Annotated in this window: 22 protein-coding genes; 8 read left to right on the top strand and 14 right to left on the bottom strand. The window is 65.6% G+C overall.

The features are described 5' to 3' along the window. Positions 1 to 77 precede the first annotated feature (77 nt). Both ATJ78_RS08270 and ATJ78_RS08265 read right to left on the bottom strand, forming a co-directional pair. Complete coding sequence (locus ATJ78_RS08270; protein WP_098407161.1) at positions 78 to 1,010, bottom strand: hypothetical protein; 933 nt, start codon at positions 1,008 to 1,010, stop codon at positions 78 to 80. After that, on the bottom strand, positions 1,007 to 1,993 hold the full coding sequence (locus ATJ78_RS08265; RefSeq protein ID WP_098407160.1) for a TadA family conjugal transfer-associated ATPase: 987 nt from the start codon (positions 1,991 to 1,993) through the stop codon (positions 1,007 to 1,009). The genes ATJ78_RS08270 and ATJ78_RS08265 overlap by 4 nt, the downstream gene beginning before the upstream one ends. A gap of 448 nt (positions 1,994 to 2,441) precedes the next feature. Between ATJ78_RS08265 and acs the strand changes: the two genes are divergently transcribed. After that, on the top strand, positions 2,442 to 4,409 hold the full coding sequence (gene acs, locus ATJ78_RS08260) for an acetate--CoA ligase (protein WP_098407159.1): 1,968 nt from the start codon (positions 2,442 to 2,444) through the stop codon (positions 4,407 to 4,409). A gap of 57 nt (positions 4,410 to 4,466) precedes the next feature. Here acs and ATJ78_RS08255 read toward each other — a convergent pair whose 3' ends face one another. Continuing rightward, positions 4,467 to 4,937: a hemerythrin domain-containing protein gene (locus ATJ78_RS08255; RefSeq protein ID WP_098407158.1), complete on the bottom strand. Its 471-nt coding sequence runs from the start codon at positions 4,935 to 4,937 to the stop codon at positions 4,467 to 4,469. Between the two features lie 165 nt (positions 4,938 to 5,102). Here ATJ78_RS08255 and ATJ78_RS08245 point away from each other — a divergent pair, with 165 nt between their 5' ends. Next, the gene (locus ATJ78_RS08245) at positions 5,103 to 6,254 is read left to right on the top strand and encodes a glycoside hydrolase family 3 N-terminal domain-containing protein (RefSeq protein ID WP_245836252.1); all 1,152 of its coding nucleotides are present in this window, start codon (positions 5,103 to 5,105) and stop codon (positions 6,252 to 6,254) included. Positions 6,255 to 6,266: 12 nt separating this feature from the next. Here ATJ78_RS08245 and ATJ78_RS08240 read toward each other — a convergent pair whose 3' ends face one another. Then, complete coding sequence (locus ATJ78_RS08240) at positions 6,267 to 6,737, bottom strand: RidA family protein (RefSeq protein ID WP_098407155.1); 471 nt, start codon at positions 6,735 to 6,737, stop codon at positions 6,267 to 6,269. Beyond that, the gene (gene sp36, locus ATJ78_RS15955) at positions 6,737 to 6,895 is read right to left on the bottom strand and encodes a Sp36 family protein (protein WP_169923428.1); all 159 of its coding nucleotides are present in this window, start codon (positions 6,893 to 6,895) and stop codon (positions 6,737 to 6,739) included. The genes ATJ78_RS08240 and sp36 overlap by 1 nt, the downstream gene beginning before the upstream one ends. A gap of 98 nt (positions 6,896 to 6,993) precedes the next feature. Between sp36 and ATJ78_RS08235 the strand changes: the two genes are divergently transcribed. Both ATJ78_RS08235 and ATJ78_RS08230 read left to right on the top strand, forming a co-directional pair. Beyond that, positions 6,994 to 9,555 (top strand): transglycosylase domain-containing protein, encoded by a 2,562-nt coding sequence (locus ATJ78_RS08235; RefSeq protein WP_169923427.1) that lies wholly within the window; start codon positions 6,994 to 6,996, stop codon positions 9,553 to 9,555. A 2-nt stretch (positions 9,556 to 9,557) separates the two neighbouring features. Beyond that, positions 9,558 to 10,520, top strand: a complete 963-nt coding sequence (locus ATJ78_RS08230; RefSeq protein WP_098407153.1) for a metallophosphoesterase — start codon at positions 9,558 to 9,560, stop codon at positions 10,518 to 10,520. A gap of 6 nt (positions 10,521 to 10,526) precedes the next feature. Here the strand turns inward: ATJ78_RS08230 and ATJ78_RS08225 are convergent, their stop codons facing one another. Beyond that, positions 10,527 to 11,150: a MerR family transcriptional regulator gene (locus ATJ78_RS08225; protein ID WP_098409284.1), complete on the bottom strand. Its 624-nt coding sequence runs from the start codon at positions 11,148 to 11,150 to the stop codon at positions 10,527 to 10,529. 69 nt (positions 11,151 to 11,219) lie between these two features. On the opposite strand from ATJ78_RS08225, the gene ATJ78_RS08220 reads away from it, so the two are divergent. Together ATJ78_RS08220 and ATJ78_RS08215 are read left to right on the top strand one after the other, a co-directional pair. Further along, entirely contained in the window at positions 11,220 to 11,636 is a 417-nt protein-coding gene (locus ATJ78_RS08220; RefSeq protein WP_098407152.1) for a hypothetical protein, read from the top strand. A gap of 9 nt (positions 11,637 to 11,645) precedes the next feature. After that, positions 11,646 to 12,035 carry a DoxX family protein gene (locus tag ATJ78_RS08215; protein WP_098407151.1) on the top strand — a complete coding sequence of 130 codons (390 nt, stop codon included), beginning with the start codon at positions 11,646 to 11,648 and terminating at the stop codon, positions 12,033 to 12,035. 76 nt (positions 12,036 to 12,111) lie between these two features. Here ATJ78_RS08215 and allB read toward each other — a convergent pair whose 3' ends face one another. The 8 genes from allB to ATJ78_RS08175 all read right to left on the bottom strand — a co-directional run bounded on the left by allB (position 12,112) and on the right by ATJ78_RS08175 (position 20,819). After that, positions 12,112 to 13,458, bottom strand: coding sequence for an allantoinase AllB (gene allB / locus ATJ78_RS08210; RefSeq protein WP_098407150.1), 1,347 nt, complete (start codon positions 13,456 to 13,458; stop codon positions 12,112 to 12,114). Beyond that, positions 13,455 to 14,585 carry a glycerate kinase gene (locus ATJ78_RS08205; RefSeq protein WP_098407149.1) on the bottom strand — a complete coding sequence of 377 codons (1,131 nt, stop codon included), beginning with the start codon at positions 14,583 to 14,585 and terminating at the stop codon, positions 13,455 to 13,457. Before ATJ78_RS08205 ends, allB begins: the two co-directional genes overlap by 4 nt. A gap of 8 nt (positions 14,586 to 14,593) precedes the next feature. Further along, complete coding sequence (gcl, locus tag ATJ78_RS08200) at positions 14,594 to 16,372, bottom strand: glyoxylate carboligase (RefSeq protein WP_098407148.1); 1,779 nt, start codon at positions 16,370 to 16,372, stop codon at positions 14,594 to 14,596. A gap of 24 nt (positions 16,373 to 16,396) precedes the next feature. Then, on the bottom strand, positions 16,397 to 17,275 hold the full coding sequence (locus ATJ78_RS08195) for a 2-hydroxy-3-oxopropionate reductase (RefSeq protein WP_098407147.1): 879 nt from the start codon (positions 17,273 to 17,275) through the stop codon (positions 16,397 to 16,399). A 35-nt stretch (positions 17,276 to 17,310) separates the two neighbouring features. Beyond that, positions 17,311 to 18,099 carry a hydroxypyruvate isomerase family protein gene (locus ATJ78_RS08190; protein ID WP_098407146.1) on the bottom strand — a complete coding sequence of 263 codons (789 nt, stop codon included), beginning with the start codon at positions 18,097 to 18,099 and terminating at the stop codon, positions 17,311 to 17,313. A gap of 186 nt (positions 18,100 to 18,285) precedes the next feature. Further along, a complete protein-coding gene (locus ATJ78_RS08185; RefSeq protein WP_211288445.1) occupies positions 18,286 to 18,651 on the bottom strand; it encodes a hypothetical protein in 366 nt (121 codons plus the stop codon). A gap of 272 nt (positions 18,652 to 18,923) precedes the next feature. Beyond that, positions 18,924 to 20,057 (bottom strand): M20 family metallopeptidase, encoded by a 1,134-nt coding sequence (locus ATJ78_RS08180; protein WP_098407144.1) that lies wholly within the window; start codon positions 20,055 to 20,057, stop codon positions 18,924 to 18,926. A 138-nt stretch (positions 20,058 to 20,195) separates the two neighbouring features. Next, a complete protein-coding gene (locus ATJ78_RS08175) occupies positions 20,196 to 20,819 on the bottom strand; it encodes a TetR/AcrR family transcriptional regulator (RefSeq protein WP_098407143.1) in 624 nt (207 codons plus the stop codon). Positions 20,820 to 20,944: 125 nt separating this feature from the next. On the opposite strand from ATJ78_RS08175, the gene ATJ78_RS08170 reads away from it, so the two are divergent. Both ATJ78_RS08170 and ATJ78_RS08165 read left to right on the top strand, forming a co-directional pair. Continuing rightward, entirely contained in the window at positions 20,945 to 21,946 is a 1,002-nt protein-coding gene (locus tag ATJ78_RS08170; protein WP_098407142.1) for an ABC transporter substrate-binding protein, read from the top strand. Between the two features lie 56 nt (positions 21,947 to 22,002). Continuing rightward, positions 22,003 to 22,995 (top strand): hypothetical protein, encoded by a 993-nt coding sequence (locus tag ATJ78_RS08165; RefSeq protein WP_098407141.1) that lies wholly within the window; start codon positions 22,003 to 22,005, stop codon positions 22,993 to 22,995. Positions 22,996 to 23,119 lie beyond the last annotated feature (124 nt).

The following is a 23,119-nucleotide window of genomic DNA, read 5'->3' as shown; positions in this document are numbered from 1 at the left end:
CGGCTCCCTGTGGACGACGACCCCGCATGGCTCGCCGCGCGCCGCCGCGGGCCGCGCCGGTCGCTGAGAGACGGCAGTCAGATTCCGAGGTTCGTCGACATGACGATGCCGATCATCATGGGCGCGACGCCGAGCAGCATGAACGCGGGAAGCACGCAGACGCCCAGCGGGATCATGAGGTGCGTTGAGAGGCGCGCCGCGTCGTCGGCGGCCTTCGAGGCGGCGTCGCGTCGAATGCGCGCCGCCTCGCTGCGCAGCAGGTCGGCCGCGGGAACTCCGGCGCGCTGTGCGAGAGCGACAACCTCGTCGACATCGGATTCGCCCCTACCGGATCCGTCGAGAAGCCCCAGGTCGTCGGCGACGTCTGCGATCACGGCGCGCGCGCCGGGCACAGACGAACCGCCCGAGAGCGCGATGGCGGTGAGATCGACGATGAGACCCGGCGCTGTGTCGCGCGGCTGCGCCCGGCGGGCAAGCGCAGAACTCCACTTCCAGCCGCCGAGCATGAGCAGCACGCCGAGCACGCCGCAGATGGCGCCGGGAACGGTGCCGAGTGCCGCCCACGTGTCGAAGCCCAGCAGCATCCCGAAGCCGATACCGACGACCGGCAGCAGCATCACGAGTCGCGATGTCGAGCGCGGTCCCGCGAGCGCCGCGGCAATATCGCGCTGCGTCTGCCCGATCGCGCGGAGTGTTGCGGCGAGAGTGCGCAGTGCTGTTGCGGCGGGAGCACCGCAGCGCGACGAGACGGCGAGCGTCGCGGAGAGCACACGCCACTCAGCGCCGGCGTTGACGAGTGCCGCGGGAACATCGTCTGCTGTCGCAGCCGCGTGCACGACGCGCGCCACCGGATCGCGGCGGCCGAGAGACTCGTCGAGGTACTGCCACGCGAGAGACGGCGCGACTCCCCCGGTCATGAGCACGGCGATGCGCTCGGCGACCGCTGCGACGCCCTCGACTGTCGGTGCGGCGCGAGCCCGCCGGGAGATTCGGGATGCTGCACGCCTCATGCGCCCTCGGCAATCACGTCGAGCCGCCCGTTCGTCAGCGCCAGCTGCCCCACCTGCGCGAGACGCCGTCTGCCGCCGTCTCGCTCCAGGTGCAGAACGAGCCCGATGGCACTCACCGATTGTCGCCCGACGGCCTCGGCCGTCATTCCGGCGAGGGCCCCGAGCGCCTCGAGGCGTGCGGGAACATCGGCGAGCGAATTGGCGTGCAGAGTTCCCGCACCGCCGTCATGCCCGGTGTTGAGCGCTGCGAGCAGTTCGCGAATCTCGGCGCCGCGGCACTCCCCCAGCACGAGACGATCGGGTCGCATGCGCAGCGCCTCGCGCAGCAGCTGTTCGAGGCCGATCCGTCCTGCGCCCTCGAGGTTGGCCTGCCGGGATTCGAGGGACACGACGTGCGGATGGTTGATGCGCAGCTCCGCGACGTCCTCGATCGCGACGATGCGGTCGGCGGGGTCTGCCTCACCGAGCAGCGCCGCGAGCAGGGTCGTCTTACCGCTTCCGGCAGCACCCGTGATGAGCACGTTGGTGCGCCGCGCGACGGCGCGATGCAGCATCCGCATTCTGGCGTCGTCGCCGAGCATGCCCGTCCTGTGCAGGGCTCCGAGGTCGAGAAGGCCTGTACGGGGCACGCGGATCGAGAGCAGGGTTCCGGTCGTCGAGACGGGCGGAAGAACGGCGTGAACCCGGATGCCGCCGGGAAGCCGCACGTCGACGCACGGCGTGGCTTCGTCGACGTGCCTGCCGCCGAGGGCAATGAGCCGCGTGGCGAGCTGCCGCAGCTCAGCCTCCGGAACATTCCACAGCGGGTCGCGAACGAGGCCGGAGCCGCGGTCGAACCAGAGGCCCGACGCGCCGTTCACCACGACATCCGTCACATCAGCCGAGGCCAGGTACGCCGCCAAGGCGCCGCAGCGGCTGGCGAGCTCCAACCGCACGGCGTCGCCAGCTGGGGCGAACGACGGCTCGGCGACGAAGGACTCCATGGGCAGAGCCTACGAAGTTCGTTGTGCGACAGCATCCGTGTTCACTCGCCCTGTGCACAACGGCGTGCGCGACGGATGCTGTGGAGAGTCAGAGCAGCGATCGGTGACCGTATCGATAAGCCGCCACCGCGCGGCCGCTGGTTAAAAGAGGACGGCACCCATCGGGGGGAATGGGTGCCGTCACCGCAACGTCTCGATTGGGGGGAATCTGTGCGTTGCACGCCAGAATGAAGTTATTCGGCCTGTCTCATAATACGCATTCGAGCTATGAGCGCAAGCGATCCGTCCGCCTTTTGGGGGACAGATTTTTCAACCCCGCACACCGCGGCATATCCGTTTGATGCGAGGAGCCCTCATAATCCGCGGAACGGCACGGATTATCGCGGGTCGGCTGCAACGAGTATTGTCATCACTGAACGCAGACCGCAAAGGAGCGAAGAGTCGAACTATGAATACGCAGATCGATAACCTGCTGCAGGAGAACCGTCGGTTCGCCCCCACCGAGGAGTTCGCGTCGAACGCCGTGGTGACATCCTCGATCTACGAAGAGGCAGCCGCCGACCGTCTCGAGTTCTGGGCGAAGCAAGCGCGCGAGTTGATCAGCTGGGACACGCCGTTCACACGAACGCTCGACTGGTCGAATCCTCCGTTCGCGAAGTGGTTCGACGACGGCACCCTCAACGTCGCCTACAACTGTCTTGACCGCCACGTGGAAGAAGGCAACGGCGATCGCGTCGCCATCTACTGGGAGGGCGAGCCGGGCGACACCCGCGAGATCACCTACGCGCAGCTCACCGACGAGGTGAAGAAGGCCGCGAACGTGCTCTCGGACCTCGGTATCGGCAAGGGCGACCGCGTTGCCATCTATCTGCCGATGATCCCGGAGGCCGTCGTGTCGATGCTCGCGGTGGCGCGACTCGGTGCAATCCACTCGGTCGTCTTCGGCGGATTCAGCTCGGACAGCCTGCGGTCTCGCATCGACGACGCGGAGGCCAAGCTCGTGATCACCGCCGACGGCGCATGGCGCAAGGGCAAGGTCTCGTCGCTCAAGCCCGCGGTCGACCAGGCGCTCGCGGGCAAGGACGGTGACACGCAGGACACCGTGAAGCACGTGCTCGTCGTAAAGCGCGGCGAGAACGACGTGGACTGGGTCGAGGGTCGCGACGTCTGGTGGCACGACGTCGTGCCGACAGCATCCTCTGACCACACGCCGGAGGCGTTCGAGGCCGAGAACCCGCTGTTCATTCTCTATACGTCGGGAACGACCGGTAAGCCCAAGGGCATTCTGCACACCTCGGGCGGCTACCTGACACAGGCTGCGTTCACGCACAAGGCGGTCTTCGATCTGCACCCCGAGACCGACGTGTTCTGGTGCACGGCCGATATCGGGTGGGTGACCGGTCACACGTACATGGTCTACGGTCCGCTCGCGAACGGCGCGACGCAGGTCATGTACGAGGGCACGCCAGACACGCCGCACCCCGGCCGCTGGTGGGAGCTCATCGAGAAGTACAAGGTCACGATCTTCTACACGGCGCCTACGGCGATCCGTTCGTTCATGAAGGTCGGCCGTCAGGTTCCGCAGGAGTTCGACCTCTCGTCGATTCGCGTGCTCGGTTCGGTGGGTGAGCCGATCAACCCCGAGGCGTGGATGTGGTACCGCAAGGTCATCGGTGCAGACGCAGCGCCCGTTGTCGACACGTGGTGGCAGACCGAGACCGGCGCGATCATGGTGTCAGCGCTGCCCGGCGTCACCGAGACAAAGCCCGGCAGTGCGCAGGTCGCCCTTCCGGGAATCTCCGTCACGGTGCTGGACGACAACGGAAACGCCGTTGAGAACGGCAACGGGGGCTTGCTCGTGATCGACGAGCCGTGGCCATCGATGCTGCGCGGTATCTGGGGCGACCCGGAGCGCTACAAGGAGACGTACTGGGAAAAATTTGGCGACAAGTACTTCGCCGGCGACGGTGCCCGGCTCGACGATGACGGCGACGTGTGGCTGCTCGGTCGCGTCGACGACGTCATGAACGTGTCGGGGCACCGGCTCTCAACGGCAGAGATCGAGTCGGCGCTCGTTGCCAATGAGATGGTCGCCGAATCCGCCGTTGTGGGCGCGAGTGATGAGACGACGGGACAGGCCGTTGTCGCGTTCGTGATCATCAAGCAAAGCCACCTCGACCAAGCAGAGAAGATCGCGGACATCGCGGCTGATCTGCGCGGCTGGGTCGGAGATCAGATCGGCCCGATCGCCCGCCCGCGCGAGATCTTCGTTGTCAATGAGCTGCCCAAGACGCGTTCGGGCAAGATCATGCGCCGCCTGCTGCGCGACCTCGCCGAGGGCCGTGAGGTCGGCGACACGACGACGCTCGCCGACACGATGGTGATGAAGGTCATTACCGACCAGGTGCGCAGCTAGTCGCTGCACATGGTGGATGCCGCGGGGCGCTGCCCCGCGGCATCCATCGTTTAACGGTCAGAACGGGCCGAGCACGCTCTCCGGGTCCGCGTCGAGCGCGAGCGCGTCAAGCACCGTGAGCAGACGCCGCTCCTCAAACCGGAAGTGGCTCTCCATGATCGCCGAGATCCCCTCGACGTGGCGCTCCAGCTCATCGGGCGGCGCAGCGTGCTTCACAGCATCCACAAGCCCCGCGATCAGGTGCGACATCATGGAGTGGTCCTGCTCAAGCATGCGCAACGTATCTCGCAGCTCGGGGTGCGCAGCCGCGATCGCGGGAAACAGCTCACGATCCTCAGCCTCGTGGTGCCCCGCGAGCGCCACACAAAAGCCGTGGCAATACAGCAGCAGGTCGCGAGCAGCGGGCACAGCGCGCTCCGCGTGATCAAGCGATTCGCGAGTCACGCGCAGTGCCGCTCGCAACCGTTCGTGAACGGCGCGCAGCTCAGCGCTCCAGGCGACGAACCTGGCCTTCTCGCCCTCAGTCACGTAAGGGCGAAGGGAACAATGACATCATCATGCTCCTTCGTGATTCGGCGCCTCCATGCCTGACACGGTCTGCCACCGGCACGCGACGCTGCGGCAATGCTACCCAACGTCGCGCCGGCCCGCCATGCCTGTCGCCGACCGTCGCCGCCTGCGATCATGACAACGATGACCCGAACGCGACGATTGAGACGAACCGCCGTCATGGCGGCCGCAGTGCTGACCTTGTGCGGATGCGCCGCAGCTGACACCGCACCGACCGCCACACCGTCGAGCTCAGTGCCCGCATCGCCCTCCGCATCCCCGACTCCGAATGACCCGACTGCGTCGATGTCGCTGTCTGAGAAGGTTGCGCAGCTCTTCATGGTCGGCACGCCGGTCGACGCCGTCAACGACACGACGCTCGCGGCGGTTCGCGACGACGGCGTTGGCGGCCTCTTTCTGCACGGCCGATCCACCGACGACATTAACGCGACGGCCGCGCTCGTTGACCAATTCACCGGCTTCGCGTCATCCGAACTTCCACTCTGGGTTGCCACCGACCAGGAGGGCGGGCAGGTCCAGGTGCTCAGCGGTCCCGGATTCGATGACATCCCCTCGGCCGTCGAACAAGGGGAGATGGATGCTGACGCGCTTCGCTCCGCAGCGGCGACGTGGGGCGAGCAGCTCGCTCGCGCGGGCATCACAATGAACCTCGCTCCCGTCGCCGACATCGTCCCAAACGGCAGCGCCGCGACGAATCCCCCGATCGGAGCACTGCACCGCCAGTACGGCGGCGATGAGAAGGCCGTCGCGGCTGGCGCCGGAGCATTTGCCGCGGGCATGCGCGATGCGGGCATCCTTCCCACGCTCAAGCACTTTCCCGGCCTGGGCTACGTCACGGCCAACACCGACTTCTCAACGGGCGTCGTCGACGACGTCGTCACGGCCGGCGGCCCTGACATGGGCGTCTATCGCACGCTCCTCGGCGAGGGCGCAGCCGTTGTCATGATGTCCACGGCGATCTACGCGAACATCGACCCGGAGCTGCCCGCTGCATTCTCGTCAGACGTCATCTCGCTGTTGCGAGACGACATCGGCTTCAACGGCGTCATCACGACAGACGACCTCAGCGCAGCATCCCAAGTCTCGGCTTGGCCACCGGCGCAACGTGCGACCATGGCGATCGATGCCGGCGTCGACCTGCTGCTCGTCTCCAGTGACCCGTCCGTCTACCCTGAGATGCGAGACGCGGTGCTCGAGCGCGCGAAAGACGATCCCGACTTTGCCAGCAAAGTGGATGCTGCGGCTCACCGCATCGCGGCCGCGAAGGCCGAGTGACGCGCGAACGCTCTACGCGTAGGCGAGAACGAGCTCCACCTCGACGGGGGAATCCAGCGGAAGCACCGCGACGCCCACGGCCGAGCGGGCATGCTGGCCCGCGTCGCCGAAGATCTCGCCCAGCAGTTCGCTCGCGCCGTTGACCACGCCGGGCTGCCCCGTGAACGACGGGTCGCTCGACACGAAGCCGACGACTTTCACCACTCGCGTGACACGGTCGAGCGAGCCGATCACGGTCTCGGCGGCGGCAAGCGCGTTGAGCGCGCACTGCCGAGCGTAATCCTTGGCGTCTGCTGCCGGAACGAGCCCGTGCCCATCGCCGACCTTGCCCGTCGCCGGAAGCGCGCCCTCAACGAACGGAAGCTGCCCCGACGTGTACACGAGACCATCGTTCTCGACGGCCGGAACGTACGCGGCAACGGGCGCAGCGACGGCCGGCAGCTCAAGCCCGAGCTCCACCAGACGATCAGCGATCCGGCCCATCAGGCGTCCTCAACCGGTCGCTTGAGATACGCGACGAGACCGCCTTCGGGCCCGGTCACGACCTGCACGAGTTCCCAGCCTTCGCTGCCCCAGTTATTGAGGATCGCCGAGGTGTTGTGAACGATCAGCGGCGTGGTCAGGTACTCCCATTTGGTCATGCGGCTCCTTCGTCAGGGCTGATTTCGCGAGGCAACGATCCGATTAAATGCGCGCGCACGTAGGCGGATTTTCAGAAACGTCACTTAGCATCAATCCTATGCCTGAACAGAAACGAACGGCTAGAGGTGTGGTCGGAGGCCTTCTCGGCTTTGTCGGACTCAGCGCCGCAGCCGGAGTTCTCGTCACTGCCGCTGTCACTCCGGCCCTTGCCGTCACCGGCATCACGGCGAACAGCGCGATCGGCGTTTTCGACGACCTCCCCGAGTATCTCGAGATCACTCCGCTCATGGAGAAGTCGAACATCTACGCCAAAGACGGCGATAAGAACGTTCTGCTCGCCAGCTTCTACGAACAGAACCGCGTCGAGGTTCAGTGGGACGAGATTTCGCAATACCTCAAGGATGCCGCTGTCGCGACAGAGGACAACCGGTACTACGAGCACGGAGGCATCGACCTCACGGGTACCTTGAGAGCCCTCGTGTCGAACCAGCTCGGCGAAGACACGCAGGGTGGTTCGTCGATCACGCAGCAGTACGTCAAGAATGTGCGCATTCAGAAGTGCGAGCGCGACACCGACTCCAAGGAAGAGCTCGCGAAGTGCTACGACGAGGTGGCGGGAGTTCACTACTCGCGCAAGCTCAAGGAGATGCGCTACGCGATCGGTCTTGAGAAGGAGTACTCGAAAGACGAGATCCTGCGCGGATACCTCAACATCTCGGGCTTCGGCGGCGTGATCTACGGTGTCGAGTCAGCGGCGAACTACTACTTCGGCACAAGCGCGAAAGACGTGACCCTCGCGCAGGCGGCAACGCTTATGGGCATCGTGAACAACCCGAACCTGCTTCGGATCGATAAGCCCGACAACCCCGACAATGGCGCCGAGAACGGCTACGCACTCACGAAGCAAAGGCGCGACGTGGTGCTGAAAGCCATGCTGTACTACGGCAAGATCACGCAAGAGCAGTACGACGAGGCGATTGCGACAGAGATCAAACCCAACATCACGCCGCCGAAGGGCGGGTGTGCGGCAGCGGGCTCGAACGCGTACTTCTGCGATTACGTCACTCAGGTGATCTCCGAGAACGAAGCGTTTGGTGACTCAAAGGCCGAACGCGTCTCACTGCTCAAGCGCGGCGGTCTCGACATTTACACGACTCTCGACCTGCGGTTGCAGAAGACCGAGGCGGATGCTCTGCACTCCGCTGTTCCGTCGCACGAAGACGGCATGAAGCTCGGCGGCACGGCAACGACGATCGAGCCGGGAACGGGCCGCATCCTCGCGATGGTGCAGAACACGGCGTACTCGGCCAACCCCGACAAGGGCCCGGGCTACACGGCGGTGAACTTCAACACCGACAAGAAGTATGGCGGCTCGAGCGGATTCCAGCCCGGATCAACCTGGAAGACCATGGTGCTTGTCGAATGGCTGCTGCAGGGGCACTCGACAAATGAGATCGTGAACGCCACAAAGCGCGACTTCCACTACCAGACGTGCGAGGGCCCGGCCAACTGGGCACCAGGACCGAAGAACGCCGGCGACGGCGGCGGTATGCCCGGTGGAATGTACACGGTGCAGAAGGGTATGACGCAGTCGATCAACACGGTTCTCGCCGCCATGGGTGAGCAGCTCGACCTGTGCGACATCGCCAACACTGCTGAGGCCATGGGCGCGCACAGCGCGACGGGCGCCGAGCTGACGCACTACCCCACAACCCTCATCGGAACGTCGGAAGACACCATCGCGCCGCTCTCCATGGCGAACGCGTACGCAACGCTCGCCGCGGGCGGCATGCACTGCGAACCGCGGGCAATCGACAAGATCGTCAAGGCCGATGGCTCCGAGATGAAGGTTCCCGGCAAGACCTGCGATCAGGCCATTCCCGAGAACGTCGCGGCGACCGCTGTGCAGTCGCTCACTCAGGTGATGACGCAGGGCACGGGGCGCGGCGGCAACCCCTGGACTGGGCCCATCTTCGGTAAGACCGGTACGACGGATGCATACAAGGACACGTGGCTCGTTACCTCGACGACAGAGGCTGCGAACGCCGTCTGGGTCGGCAACCTGAACAGCACGAACTTCACGCCCATGAACCACAAGTGGATCAAGGGCGGACTGGGAAGCCAGGTCAAGTTCGGTATTACCCAAACGATTGCGTCGAAGACCTTCGAGCTCTACGGCGGAAACCCGTTCCCCGAGGCCGATAAGAACCTCACACGGCGCATTCTCAAGGACGTGCCCGATGTTGTCGGCCAGTCCGTCGAAGACGCAACGAAGACGCTCAAGGATGCTGGATTCGGCGTCACTGTCGCCGAGGAGCAGGTCAACTCCACGATTGAGGCCGGAAAGGTCGCCAGCACCAACCCTGCGGGCGGTGAGCGTGCCAACAGCGGGTCGATGATCACGATCTCGGTCAGCAACGGCAAGGGCACCTCTGTGCCCGACGTCGTCGGCGAGTCGTACGATGCCGCCAAGGATGCCCTCGCTGATGCCGGCTTCACGGCCAAGAAGGCGGGATCCTGCGAACCAGGCGGCGATAAGGACACGGTGGCGAAGCAGGACCCCGGTGCCGGTGAAACTGGCGGTGAGGGCGCGACGGTGACCCTCACGCTGTACTGCGGAGACAACGGCGACAAGGGCCGAGGCAACGACGATGATTGACGATGAGTAGTCGTCGGCTCAGCGTGCTCGGCGGTCTGCTCGGAACCGCTGTCGCTGCGGGCGCGGGCGCGTTCGCGTGGGGCTCTCTCATCGAGCGACGGTTGTTCACGTTGCGCTCCGAGACGGTGCCCGTGCTTCCGCCCGGTGCCGAGAGCATCCGGGTGCTGCACGTCTCTGACCTGCACATGGCGCCGTGGCAGCGCGATAAGCAGCGCTGGGTAGCCGACCTTGCGGCGCTGAAGCCGGATCTGGTCGTCGTGACCGGCGACAACCTCGGTCACGAAGACGGTCTCATCGGTCTGCGCCGAGCGTTCGAGCCGTTTCGCGGCATCCCCGGCGTTCACGTGCACGGATCGAACGACTACTACGGGCCGCTGCGCAAGAACTGGCTGCGTTACTTCCAGCGTCACACGGGCGGCCTTCCACGGCGTTCACCCAACCTCGACACGGCAGCCATGGACCGCTTCTTCGGCGAGACGCTACAGTGGAAAGACCTCAACAACGCCGTCGCGAGCCTCGATGTTCGCGGCACGGCGCTTGACTTCTTCGGTGTGGATGACCCGCACATCCATCGCGACCGGCTCGACGTGCTCACGGGCCTCATCGATGAACTGCGCGACGACCAGACCTCTGACGACGACACCGATGTGTCGCGTCACGTCACTCTCGGTGTCGCGCACGCTCCGTATCAGCGCGTTCTCAACGCGTTCGTCACGCACGGTGCGCAGATGATCTTCGCGGGGCACACGCATGGCGGCCAGGTGTGCGTGCCGGGCTACGGCGCCCTCGTGACAAACTGCGATATTCCGCGCACGAAGGTCAAGGGGCTCTCGGTGTGGACGCACGCGCTCAGGTCGTCGTTCCTGAACGTCTCGGCCGGACTCGGCACCTCGATCTATGCGCCCGTGCGGTTCGCATGCCGGCCCGAGGCGACGCTCATCAAGCTGGTCGCCGCGCAGATCTGAGCTCCGCTACTCGTCGTCATCGAGCGCCTGCGCCACAATATCGAGGTGCGCCAGCCGCCGCAGCGCGACGAGAACCGGCTCGTAGAGCGCCGTGCCGAGAACGCTGTACTCGATCGCCGCGCTCGGGTTCTCGTCGGGCATGTGCGCGATGTCAAACTCGGCGATCATGCGAGCCGCACGGGCATAGACCTCGAGCCGGTCGTCTGACATGGGGACTCCCGTGCCCTCGAGCGCGGCGAGTGAGCGTTCGAGTTGCGCCGTCGCCGCGTAGCCCGCGTCGTAGGTCCAGTCCAGCCGCTCGATGGTCGCTCGAGCACGGCTCTCGGCGGCAGCATCCGTTTCACTGTCCGTTCCATAGGGGGGCAGAGAACCGACAGCCTCGCCGAGCGCCGCGAACATGTCGTCGCCTGGATCAGCGATGAGCGCGAAAAGGCGCCTCACCTGAGCGATCGGCAGGCCGACAACGTCAACGAGCGCGCGAATGAGCCGCAATCGCGTCACGTGCGTGTCGCCGTAGTCAGCTTGCCGTGCCCCGAGCGATTCACCCGCGGGCAGCAGCCCCTCGCGCACGTAGTACTTGATGCTCGCGATCGAGACGCCGGTCGCTCGCGACAGCTCAGAAATTCTCATCGTCACCTCTTGCATTGGATAGTATCAGTATCTATTGTTGGATACCGGCACTATCGTCAAGGAGGAATCATGCTCAGCGCATCAATGACCATCACGGCCGGCGTTGTTCTGCTCACCATCATCGGCATCGCCTACGGCGGTACATTCATGCTGCGCGTCGTCACGGGAAAGCAGGGTGCGAACGGGCTGCAGAAGTCGTTCTTCCGCGCAGGGCACGCTCACGCGGGCATGCTGGTGACGCTCGGTCTCGTGATCGGGCTACTCATGAGCGCGGCAGACGTGGGTGCGTGGGGCGACCGGGTCGCGGGCGGCGTGCTCGCAACGGCGATCCTCATTCCCGGCGGCTTTTTCTTCTCGGTCATCGGGCGGGACCCGAAGAAGCCGAACGCGTGGATCACGCTGATCTGGCTGGGCGCGGCGCTGCTGACGGCGTCGCTGCTGGCCGGCGGCATCCTCTTGATCACGACGGGCACCGCCACGGCGTAGGCTGTGCCTATGTCTACGCAGCGTGCACACCATTCACGTCGTGCGGCGGTATCACTCGCGACGCTGCTCACCGCGAGCGGACTCGTACACGCGGTGAGGCCGCAGACGTTCGATCCTGTCGTTCCTCGATCGTTGCCGGGGAGCCCGCGGTTCTGGACCATCAACTCGGGCCTGGCAGAGTGGGGAATCGCTGGCCTGCTCGCCTTCCGCCGCACGCAGAGCCTGGGCGGTCTCATCGCCTCAGCGTTCTTCGTCGCCGTCTTTCCGGCGAACGTGCGTACCGTCCGCGTTGCGCGGCGGCGTGGACCGGTCGCCATCGTTATCGCTGTGCTGCGGCTTCCCGTGCAGGTGCCCCTTGTGCTCATGGCGCTCTCGGCAGCGCGGGCGACCGGTCGCTGACCGGCACGGCTGAGGTACGGCGGCGCTCCTCAGCACAGGCCCTCGGCGCGCAGCAGGCGAGGACCGAGAAAGGATGCTACGCGTCACCGCGCCGCAGCAGCTCGCCGCGCGGCGTCTCACCGTCGACCTCGAGGCCACGCAGCACCGTGCGGCGCACGACCCCGGTGAGCGTCTTGCCGTCGTAGGGTGAGACGGGGTTCTTGTGACGCAGCGAGGCGGCCTCGACCGTGAATTCTTCTTCGGGCGCGAACACGGCGAAGTCAGCATCCGCCCCCACCTCGACGCGGCCCTTGCGCTGCAGCCCGACGAGGTTCGCCGGCGCGGACGACATCCACTCCACGACCCGCTCCAGTGGGATGCCGCGCTCTCGTGCCTCCGACCAGATGAGCGACAGGCCGAGCTGCAGCGACGACACCCCGCCCCACGCAGTGCCGAAGTCGCCCGTGCTCTTGAGCTCGGCCGTGCTCGGCGAGTGGTCCGAGACGATGCAGTCGATCGTGCCGTCGAGAAGCCCGTGCCACAGCAGGTCGCAGTTGGCCTGCTCGCGGATCGGCGGGCAGCATTTGTACGCCGTCGCTCCGTCAGGAATCTCCTCCGCCGCGAGCGAGAGGTAGTGCGGACACGTCTCGACCGTGAGGCGCACACCGTCGCGCTTGGCCTCCGCGATCATCGGCAGCGCGTCGCTCGACGACAGGTGCAGAATGTGCGCTCGAGCTCCCGTACGCCGCGCTCTCTCGATGACCGCGGCGATGCCCGTGTTCTCGGCGTCGCGCGGCCGTGATGCGAGAAAGCCGCTGTAGCCGGGCCCGAACGTCTGCGGTGCCGTCTCAATCGTCTGCGGATCTTCGGCGTGCACGATGAGCAGGGAGTCGAACGCCGCGATCTCCCGCATGTCCTGCTCGATCTCGTCGAGGGGAAGCGGCGGAAACTCGTCGACGCCGCTCGGCAACAGAAAGCACTTGAACCCGAAGACACCTTCGTCGTGCAGCGGACGCAGGTCGGCCGTGTTGCCCGGAACCGCGCCGCCCCAGAAACCCACGTCGATGTGCGCTTGCGGGCCAGCGACCTCGCGTTTAATGTCGAGCGCGTCGACGTTCACGGTCGGCGGGATGCTGTTGAGGGGCATGTCGACGATCGTCGTCACGCCGCCGGCCGCAGCAGCGCGCGTTGCCGACGCGAACCCCTCCCACTCGGTGCGTCCCGGCTCGTTGACGTGCACGTGCGAATCGACGAGTCCCGGCAGCAGAAGCTCGTCGTCGGCGAGATCGACGATGCGCTCGGCGTCGAGACCGGCGCCGGATGCTTCGACGCGAACGATACGTCCATCGGTGACGCCGATCTCTCGCGGGGCCTCACCCTCGGCGGTCAGAACGCGCCCGCGGACGACGAGGTCGTAGCGTCGCGCAGCGGCGGATTCGGTCACGGTGTTGCTCCTTCTGCGAACGCCTCGGCGTGCGCGTTGATCGTGGTTCCGATGCGATGCAGCAGCTCAGAGGCACCGGACATGCTCTTTGCGACGTCAGATTCGAGGTCGGAGAGCGCGTACACGGCAGCAAAACCCGCGTCGCGCGCGGCTTCGTCGCTGAGGGTCGTGCGCCCGCACACGGCGATGACGGGAACGCCCGCGTCAACCGCCGCGTTGGCGACGCCGATCGGCGCCTTGCCTCCGAGGCTCTGCTCGTCGAGGCTGCCCTCCCCCGTGATCACGAGATCGGCGTCGGCAACCTTCGCCGGCAGATCTGTGAGTTTCTGCACGACGGCGGTTCCCGGCTCGCGGTGGGCGCCGAGCACGAGTGCCGCAAAGCCGACGCCGCCGGCCGCTCCCGCAGCGGCAGCCTCCGCGAGGTCCTGCACCCCGGGAACGGCAGCGCTGAGCACGTCGACGAAATGCGCGAGCGCGGCGTCGAGCGTCGCGACGTCCTCGTCAGATGCACCCTTCTGCGGCCCGAACACGGCGGCGGCGCCTCGCTCGCCGAGAAGCGGATTGTCGACGTCAGCGGCGAGCACGATCTCGGTGTCGTGCACGCGTGGATCGAGCCCAGACACGTCGACGTCAGCAACGTCAGCGAGTGCGGCGCCTCCGTCGGGGATCTCGGCTCCGTCAGCATCCAGCAGCCGCGCACCAAGCCCCGCGAGCACGCCCGCTCCCCCGTCGGTGTTGGCGCTGCCTCCGACGCCGATCACAATGCGCGTGCTTCCGGCGTCGAGGGCCGCGGCGATCAGCTCACCTGTGCCGCGGCTCGTGGCCGTGAGGGGTGCCGGAGTACCGTCGGGCAGCACGTCCAGTCCGCTCGCGGCGGCCATCTCGATCACCGCTTCGCCCCCGTTCACGGCGAACCGGGCCGCCACGGATTCGCCCGTGGGCCCCGTCACCGAGACGCGTCGCTCGGTGAAGCCGACGGCGAGGGCAGCATCCACTGTTCCCTCCCCGCCGTCGGCGACCGGGACAGTCTCGACCTCGTGGTCTGTGAGGCCGGACGCGAGCGCGTCGGCGACCTCGGGACCGGTCAGCGAGCCTTTGAACTTATCGGTGGCGATCAGAATGCGCATGGCACAGATTATGCCTGCAATTCGGTGAGCGCCGTCGGCGCATCGTCGGGAGCCGCAGCGAGTTCTTCGAACTCGTTGATCGAGGCGATGCTCGTGCCCATCGACACGTTCGTGACCCGTTCGAGGATCGCCTCGACGATCACGGGCACCTGGTGCTCTTCGGCCAGCACCTGCGCGTTGCGCAGTGCCGGAGCCAGCTCGTCGGGCTGCTCGACGCGAATCGCCTTGCATCCGAGACCCTCGGCGACCTTGATGTGGTCGACTCCGTAGCCGTTCGTCTCGGGCGAGTTGATGTTCTCGAACGCGAGCGAGACCTGGTAGTCCATGTCGAAGGCACGCTGCGACTGCCGAATCAGCCCGAGGTACGAATTGTTCACGACGACGTGCACGTACGGCAGGTTGTGCTGCGCGCCGACAGCGAGCTCTTCGATCATGAACTGAAAGTCGTAGTCTCCCGACAGGGCGACGACCTTCTGCCCCGGCTTGCCGCGCACGACGCCGAGCGCGGCGGGAACCGTCCAGCCGAGCGGCCCGGCCTGTCCCGCATTGATCCAGCGGCGAGGGCCGAACACGTGCAGCATCTGTGCCGCCTGAATCTGCGACAGCCCGATGGTGGACACGTAGGTCGTGTCGTTGTCGAACACCGCGTTCATCTCCTCGTACACGCGCTGCGGCTTGAGCGGCACGTTGTCGAAGTGCGTCTTGCGGTGCATCGTGCCCTTGCGCGCGGTGCACTCGGTCGCCCAGGCGCTGTAGTCGGGCAGCGTGCCCGCGGCCTTGCGCTCACGCGCCGCCTCGAGAAGCGCCTGCAGCGCGGCCTTCGCGTCAGAGACGACGCCGTAGTCCGGGGCGAAGATGCGGCCCAGCTGCGTCGGTTCGATGTCGATGTGCACGAACGTTCGGCCCGCGCGGTAGGTCTCGAGGTCGCCCGTGTGGCGATTGGCCCAGCGATTGCCGATGCCGAGCACGAAGTCCGACTCGAGGAACGACGCGTTGCCGTAGCGGTGCTGTGTCTGAATGCCGACCATTCCGGCCATGAGCGGGTGGTCGTCGGGGATCGCTCCCCAGCCCATGAGCGTGGGCACGACGGGCACGTCGAGCAGCTCCGCGAGCTGCACGAGCTCGGCGGCAGCATCCGCGTTGAATATTCCGCCACCGGCGACGATGACCGGATGCTGTGATGCAGCCAGCATGTCGAGAACCCTGTTCGCCTGCTGCGGCGTCGCCTTCGGCGTCGCAAGCGGCAGCGGCTCGTACGTGTCGATGTCGAAGTCGATCTCGGCGAGCTGCACGTTGAGCGGCAGGTCGATGAGTACGGGGCCGGGACGACCCGTGCGCATCTCCTGGAATGCCCGCTGGAAAGCGCCCGGAACCTGCGCCGGCTCGAGAACGGTCATGGCGAACTTCGTCACGGGCTTGGCGATCGACTCGATGTCGATGGCCTGGAAGTCCTCTTTGTGCAGCACGTGCGTCGGCGCCTGCCCGGTGATGCAGAGAATCGGTACCGAGTCGGCGATGGCCGCGTAGAGTCCCGTGATCATGTCGGTGCCCGCGGGGCCGGAGGTGCCGAGGCACACGCCGATGTTGCCCGCGGCCGCGCGCGAGTATCCGTCGGCCATGTGCGAGGCGCCCTCAACGTGGCGCGCAAGGGTGTGGCGCAGGCCGCCGTGGGCCCTCATCGCCGAGTAGAACGGGTTGATCGCTGCGCCGGGCAGACCGAAGGTCTCGGTCGCGCCCTCCCTCTCGAGGATCAGGACGGCAGCGTCAACGGTGCGCATCTTTGTCATTGTCTTCTCCTAGACGTGTGTCAGCTACTCGCGCCCAGACGAGCGCGCGACCTGAGTAAAGAGGCCGGAGTGGTCGAGCCCGCCGTCGCCCTGGGCGACGATGTTGCCCACCAGCTGCGCGACGGTGGCGCCGAGCGGAATCGAGACGTTCGCCTCGCGAGCCGCTGACGTGACGATGCCGAGGTCCTTGTGGTGCAGGGTGAGTCGGAATCCGGGGTCGAAGTTGCGGTCGAGCATCTTCTGCCCCTTCTGGTCGAGAACCTTCGAGCCGGCGAGCCCTCCGCCGAGCACCTTGAGCCCAGCTTCGGTGTCGACGCCGTAGGCCTCGAGAAAGACGACAGCTTCGGCGAGTGCTTCGATGTTCGCCGCGACGATCAGCTGGTTCGCCGCTTTGACGGTCTGGCCTGAGCCCGATGGGCCCACGTGCACGATCGTCTTGCCGACGGCGTTCAGAACGTCGGATGCTGCGTCGAAGTCGCTCTTCTCGCCGCCGACCATGATCGAGAGCACACCGTCGATCGCCCCCTGCTCGCCGCCTGAGACGGGCGCGTCGAGCGGGCGGATGCCGGCGGCCGCCGCGTCTTCGGCGAGACGCTTCGAGACATCGGGGCGAATAGTGCTCGCGTCGATCCAGAGCGCTCCGGACGTCGCGTTGGCGAAAACGCCGTCCTCACCCGAAACGACGGCCTCGACGTCGGGCGAATCGGGAACCATGGTGATGATGACGTCGGCGTCGGCAACGGCGTCGGCGATGCTCGACGCTCCCGAGCCGCCCTTACTCACGAGCTCGTCGATCTTCGGCCGGCTTCGGTTGTACCCGGTGACGGTGAAGCCCGCGTTCACGAGGTTGACGGCCATCGGGAGACCCATGATGCCGAGGCCGATGACGGTGACGTTTGTCATTCGTGTCACTCCTTTGTGGTGGTCTGTGAAGGTGATCAGGATGCCGCTGCCGCTGCCGTGAGCCAGGCGAAGGGGTTCTCGTCGCCGGCCTTGTACTCGAGGCCGATGGGCCCGGCGTAGCCGCCCTCGCGGGCGTCGTCGATCCAGCGCATGAGCGGCAGCTCTCCGCTTCCGGGGGCGCCGCGGCCCGGAGCATCCGCGATCTGAATGTGACCGAAGTCGGCGGCGTGCTCGGCGATGACGCGCTCGACGTCGTCGCCGTTGACCGCGAGGTGGTAGAAGTCGGCGAGCAGCTTGACGTTGGGCTTGCCGACCTTGGCGATCACGTCGAGGGCGTCGTGCGCGGTCTTGAGCGGGTACGCGGGCGTGCCGCTGACGGGCTCGAGCAGAACGGTTCCGTCGATCGCCGCGACGGCGTCGGCAGCGAGCGCGAGGTTCTCGATCGCGAGGCCATCTTGCTGTGCGGCATCGTCGCCGTCAATGCGGTTGCCGTACAGAGCGTTGAAGGCGCGGCATCCGAGTCGCTCACCGATCTCGACGACAACGTCGATGTTGTCTCGAAACTCGCCCGAGCGCGCGGGCCACGAGACGAGACCGCGGTCGCCGCCGGGCATGTCGCCCGCGAAGAAGTTGAGTCCGGTGAGCTGAACGCCTGCGCCGCTGACGGCAGCGACGAACGCATCGATGTCGGACTGCGCCGGCACAGCGGTCGGGAATGGCCACCAGAACTCAACGGCGTCGAAGCCTGCGGCCTTCGCTGCAGCTGGGCGCTCGTTGATCGGCAGGTCGGTGAGAAGGATCGAGGCGTTGACCGTGTACGTCATGGCGATTCCCTTCCAAGTTGTTTCGTATGCTGGAATTATCTTTCTGCTAAATGAAAGTCTAAGCGTAAGTGGGAATCGCGTCAACCGATTCGGATGCTGTGTCAGAGCGCTCCTGGGTTCGCGGCCACCCGCAGGCGTAGAAATGGCCGCTGCAGGACTGCAGCGGCCATTTTCGTGAGGTGGGATTTACGGTGCGGGAAGCAGTGGCAGCGACTCGGTCACGTCGTCGACCTGCACCGATGCCGTGAACTGGGTGAGCCCGGGCAGTTCGGCTTCGAGCACGGCGAAGAGCGTTGACGCCGAACCGTACCAGCGTGGGTTCAGAACGCACGGGAGTTCCACGCCGCCTGCCTGCACGCGCACCTCGGGTGGGAAGCGCCGCGGAGCAGGGTCGGTTCGGTTGGCCACGACGGTGACAGAGACAGCAATGGTGCCGCTCTGTGTCACGCGATACTGCCCGGTGGTCTGGCGAAGACTCCATGCGCGGGGCAGGCCGAGGGCAGCTTGCCGTGCGTCTAAGGGCTCGTCAAGGAGACAATCTTGCTTTTTCATCGAGGAGGGTCCTCTGGGCTATTCATGTCGTCTCGTGCGAACGCCACACTCGGGGTGGGTTCAGGGAGGGGATGCTGCAGCGTCGAGACGACGATTCGGGTTTTTGAACTCACTCAAGCGATCAACACGTTCACAATGTTCTCGAATGCTAGTCCACGGTGTGGCGTTCGTCGAGAGTTTTCGACAGTTCCTCAGAATTTAACCCCCGCAGTTCACCCCTCGCCCGTCGCACGGCGCGCAAGCGCTCGCCCTCGTGGCGGCGAGCACTCGAATCAGCGCCGCCTGTCAGCGACATCGAGGGCGGTCCACGCGAGTGCAACAGCTCCGTCGCGCAGAGTCTGCTCTGCCTGCGGCCCGACACACGCCTCGGCAAAGCCGGGCTGATGATTGCTGAACTCGCCGCCGACGCCAATGAACGGGTGAATCGCGTTGACGATCTGCGAGACATTGCCCATGTCTGTCGACGCTCGGTTCATGCTCGCTTCTTCGGGCGCAACATCGAAGCGCCGACCGAGCGTCTCTGCGTTCGCCGTGTAGAGGGCGAGCGCCTCGTTGTCAGGGCGCATTTCTGAGTACCGCCCGCTCTCGGGTGTGATCGTGAGTTCGGCGCCGGTCGCGAGCGCACCGGCTTCGAAGCACCGGCGCACGCGCTCTTCTGTCTCGATGAGCAGCTCTGTCGTCTCGGCCCGCACGTACCAGCGCCCTTCTGTGCGTTCCGGGATCGCGTTCGGCGCTTCTCCCCCGCGGGTCTGGATGCCGTGAACGCGTACTCCTGCGGGGAGCTGCTGTCGCAGCATCCCGATGGCCGTCTGAGCGATGACGAAGGCGTCGTTCGCGTTGACGCCGCGGTCCGGATAGGCAGCGGCATGTGCAGCGCGTCCGTCGTAAGCGACGTGCCAGTGAGCAACGGCGAAGGGGCGTGCTTCGGCGACGTCGTCAGGTGCGGGGTGCGCCATGAGGGCGAAGTCGAGGGCGGCGAAGGCGCCGCGCTCGATGAGTTCGACTTTCCCGCCTCCGCCTTCTTCTGCGGGAGTGCCGATGACCTCAACCGCGACGCCGGCTTGCTCGGCGACGGCGGCGAGGCCGATTGCGCCGCCGACGCTCATCGCGGCGATGAGGTTGTGGCCGCACGCGTGGCCAAGCCCGGGCAGAGCGTCGTATTCTGCGAGGAACCCAACGGTGAACGCGCCAGTGCCGAGCGTTGCGCGAAACGCGGTGTCGAGCCCGAGGTATGGCTGCTCAATGGCGAACCCGTGTTGGGCGAGCACGGCGGCGACGGATGCTGCAGAGCGATGCTCGTGCCAGGCGACCTCCGGATTCGCGTGGAGACCGTTCGACAGCTCGACGAGCTCGGCGTCTACCTGCTCGATGCGATCGGCGATCCGTTGCTTGAGAGCATCGTTCATGTCGTGCGCCTCCGTCAGCCTCGTCAGTGGTCCCTCCCACCGTACCCAGCTCATGTGCTGCCCGATGCCGTCGGCGGAATCGAGACTGCCCGAGAATCACGCAGTCGCCCGGTAGATCTTGCAGTGGTTCTCGGCACGCTATAACGTCTTGTCGCTGATGATCCCGATTCGGGTCATCGCCGCGCGGATGTTGGGGTCGAGCGACTCGAGGTCGGTGAGTCCGAAGGCGACTCTCTGGATCATGAACCCGTGAAGCAGGGCGACGATGACGCGGGCGTTCGCCTCCCCATCGGCGTACTGCGTACCGTGTATCGCCCGGGCGATGTCGCCGGTGATTCGGTTGAAGCCGGTCACCGCGTGTTCGTGCAGGTCGGTGTTGTGGAGCAACTCTGCCCAGGCTGCGATGCCGCAGCGCAGCAACTCTTCACTGGCTACGCGATCGTCCGTCGAGTCGGCGGACCCCCTCGGCGGGTGAGATTGAACGGCTGCGGTCATCAGATCGCCGATCGTGATGGCCTCGGACTCTTCGATGATGCGCAGAACCGGGTCGAAGGCGGCCGCGAATGCCCGCGTCGCGACCTCGACGATCAGCTCCTGTTTGCCGGTGAAGTAGCGGTACGGGGCTCCCGTGGAAAGGCCCGCTTCGGCTGCAATGTCTGGCATCGATGTGCTGTGGAAGCCCTGACGGGCGAAGCAGCGACGGGCCGCCGCGATGATCTGGTCGCGGTTTGAGGACCTCTGCTCGCTGGTGATCCGGGGCATGGCATCCCTCTTTCCGGCAGTTGAAAATGAATAATCATTCGCCTTGACGTTACACAAGACTGCTTTCTACGATGAAAATGAAAGATCATTCACGGAAATAGTGACGGGACGAATGGAGGTTGATCGTGGCTGATGTGACCATGCGACTCGGAGGTGCTGACTACTACGAGCACGCGTCGACGGTTTTCGACGGAACGGCGCCGATCGAGGGAGTTGATGTCGTTGCGAGCCCCAAACCCCTCGTCTCGGATGTCTTCCAGGCAATGATCCACGGGCAGTACGACGTCGCCGAATTGGGATTGACGTATTTCCTGCGGATGTGGGACACCGAAGAGTCGCCGTTCCTGGCGCTTCCCATCTTCCCGGCTCGCAACTTCCGGCATTCCGCGGTCTTCGTCAACGCCGACAGTGGAATTGAACGACCCGAGGATCTGGTCGGCAAGACGGTCGGCGAGTTCGCTCTCTGGGGCAGCGATCCGGGAGTCTGGGTAAAAGGCATTCTCGCCGATGACTACGGCGTGACACCCGATCAGATGAACTGGGTCATCGGCGGCACTGACGCTCCGATCCCGTCGTTCGACTGGCTGCCCCAGCCGATTCCGGAGGGGGTGAGTGTCCGTCATGCCGGTGACAATGAAACCCTCGCTGTCATGCTCGAGGCGGGCGAGATCGACGCACTCCTGTCGGTGGACGTCCCGCAGTCCGTTCTGAAGGGTACGGGGAGGATCCGCCGACTCTTCCCGGACTACGAGTCGGTCGAGCGAGAGTTCTATGCCAGGACCGGCATCTTCCCGATGATGCACGTCGTCGCGATCCGCAAGGACTTCCATGCCGAGAACCCTGGTGTCGCGCGGGCAGTGTATGACGCGTTTCTGGCGGCGAAAGAGCAGAGCCAGCGGTACTACGTGAGCCAAGCGTCAAAGCAGCACATGGGCGTGATCACCCCGTGGTTCAGCACACTGTTTGCGCAGAACCAGAGGATGCTGCCGGAGGACTGGTGGCCCTATGGAGTAGAGAAGAACCGTCACGCCGTGGACACCTTCCTGCGCTATCACTATGAGCAGGGCCTGTCGCGCGATCAGCTGACCAGCCAGGACATTTTTGAGCCGTCGCTCGTAGCGACGTGAATGCAGCTCTGTGGATAACGTGAACCTGGGCCGGGCACTTTCGGCAGAGTGGAGGCATGGGCCGCCCGATCTCTCCGCTCCCAGCGTCACTCGGCGAGGTTTTCACCGTTGCAGAAGCGCTTGAAGCGGGAGTGCCGCGATGGCGATTGGATGCTGACGACCTCGAGGCGCCGTTCTGGGGAGTGCGTCGACGAACAGCATCCACCGAACCGCTCGAGGGGACGCGCTCACAAGCCCTCATCGCTCGCATGCACGACCTGGCGCCGGCGCTGCCGAGCTACGCATTCTTCAGCCATGCTCCGGCGGCCGCTGCGTGGGGACTGCCACTTCCGCTTCGAGAGTACGACGTGCTCGACGTCAGCGTCGCCGATCCGCATCGAACCGTCCGACGACGCGGTGTGCGGCCGCATCGAGTGAAGCCCGAATTGGTTCAGGTCGTCGAGCACCGCGGGCTTCGAATCACCGACCCGGCTTCGACGTGGGTACAACTTGCGACTCGCCTCAGCCTCTATGATCTCGTGGCAGCAGGCGACGCCGTCGTGCGAGTGAAGGAATCGGCGGGACCGTACGATCATTCGACGCCGACGCCACCGCTGACAACCGTCGATGCCCTCGCCGACGCGATCTCACGGCGCCACCCACGCGCCGCGCTCCTCCGCCAGGCACTACCACTTTTACGGACGAACTCGTGGTCGCGACCAGAGCCGCACCTCCGGCTGCTTCTGGTTGATGGCGGATTGCCCGAACCCGTGCTGAACTACAACATCGTCGACGAGATCGGTCGCTGGGTCAAATGTGTCGACCTCGCCTACCCGCAGTGGCGAATCGCCATCGAGTACCAGAGCGCTTATCATCGCGAGGCTGCACAGTATTCGAGGGATGTCAGTGCCCTGGCCGAACTCGCGCGACTTGGGTGGTACACCGTGCAGTTGACCAGCACGCACGTGTTCGCCTACCCCAACCTCGCGGCATCCACGGTGGGCGAAGCGATCCTGGCGCAGCAAAAGCGCCCTCTGCACGCGCCCACGCGGCCAGAGCTGCCCGCGTAGCGCGATGCCGCGCCATTCGGTGTCGCACCCGTCCCTCAATAATCCGCAATCAAAATTGCGAACCAACTTTCTCTATGCAATCCATGCCCGTCCTAGTGAAAGTTGGTCCCTGATTGTTTGCCGG

It is taken from the genome of Paramicrobacterium agarici (assembly GCF_002563955.1).
GTDB classification, from domain to species: domain Bacteria; phylum Actinomycetota; class Actinomycetes; order Actinomycetales; family Microbacteriaceae; genus Paramicrobacterium; species Paramicrobacterium agarici.
This window is presented reverse-complemented; position numbering and strand designations above follow the sequence as displayed.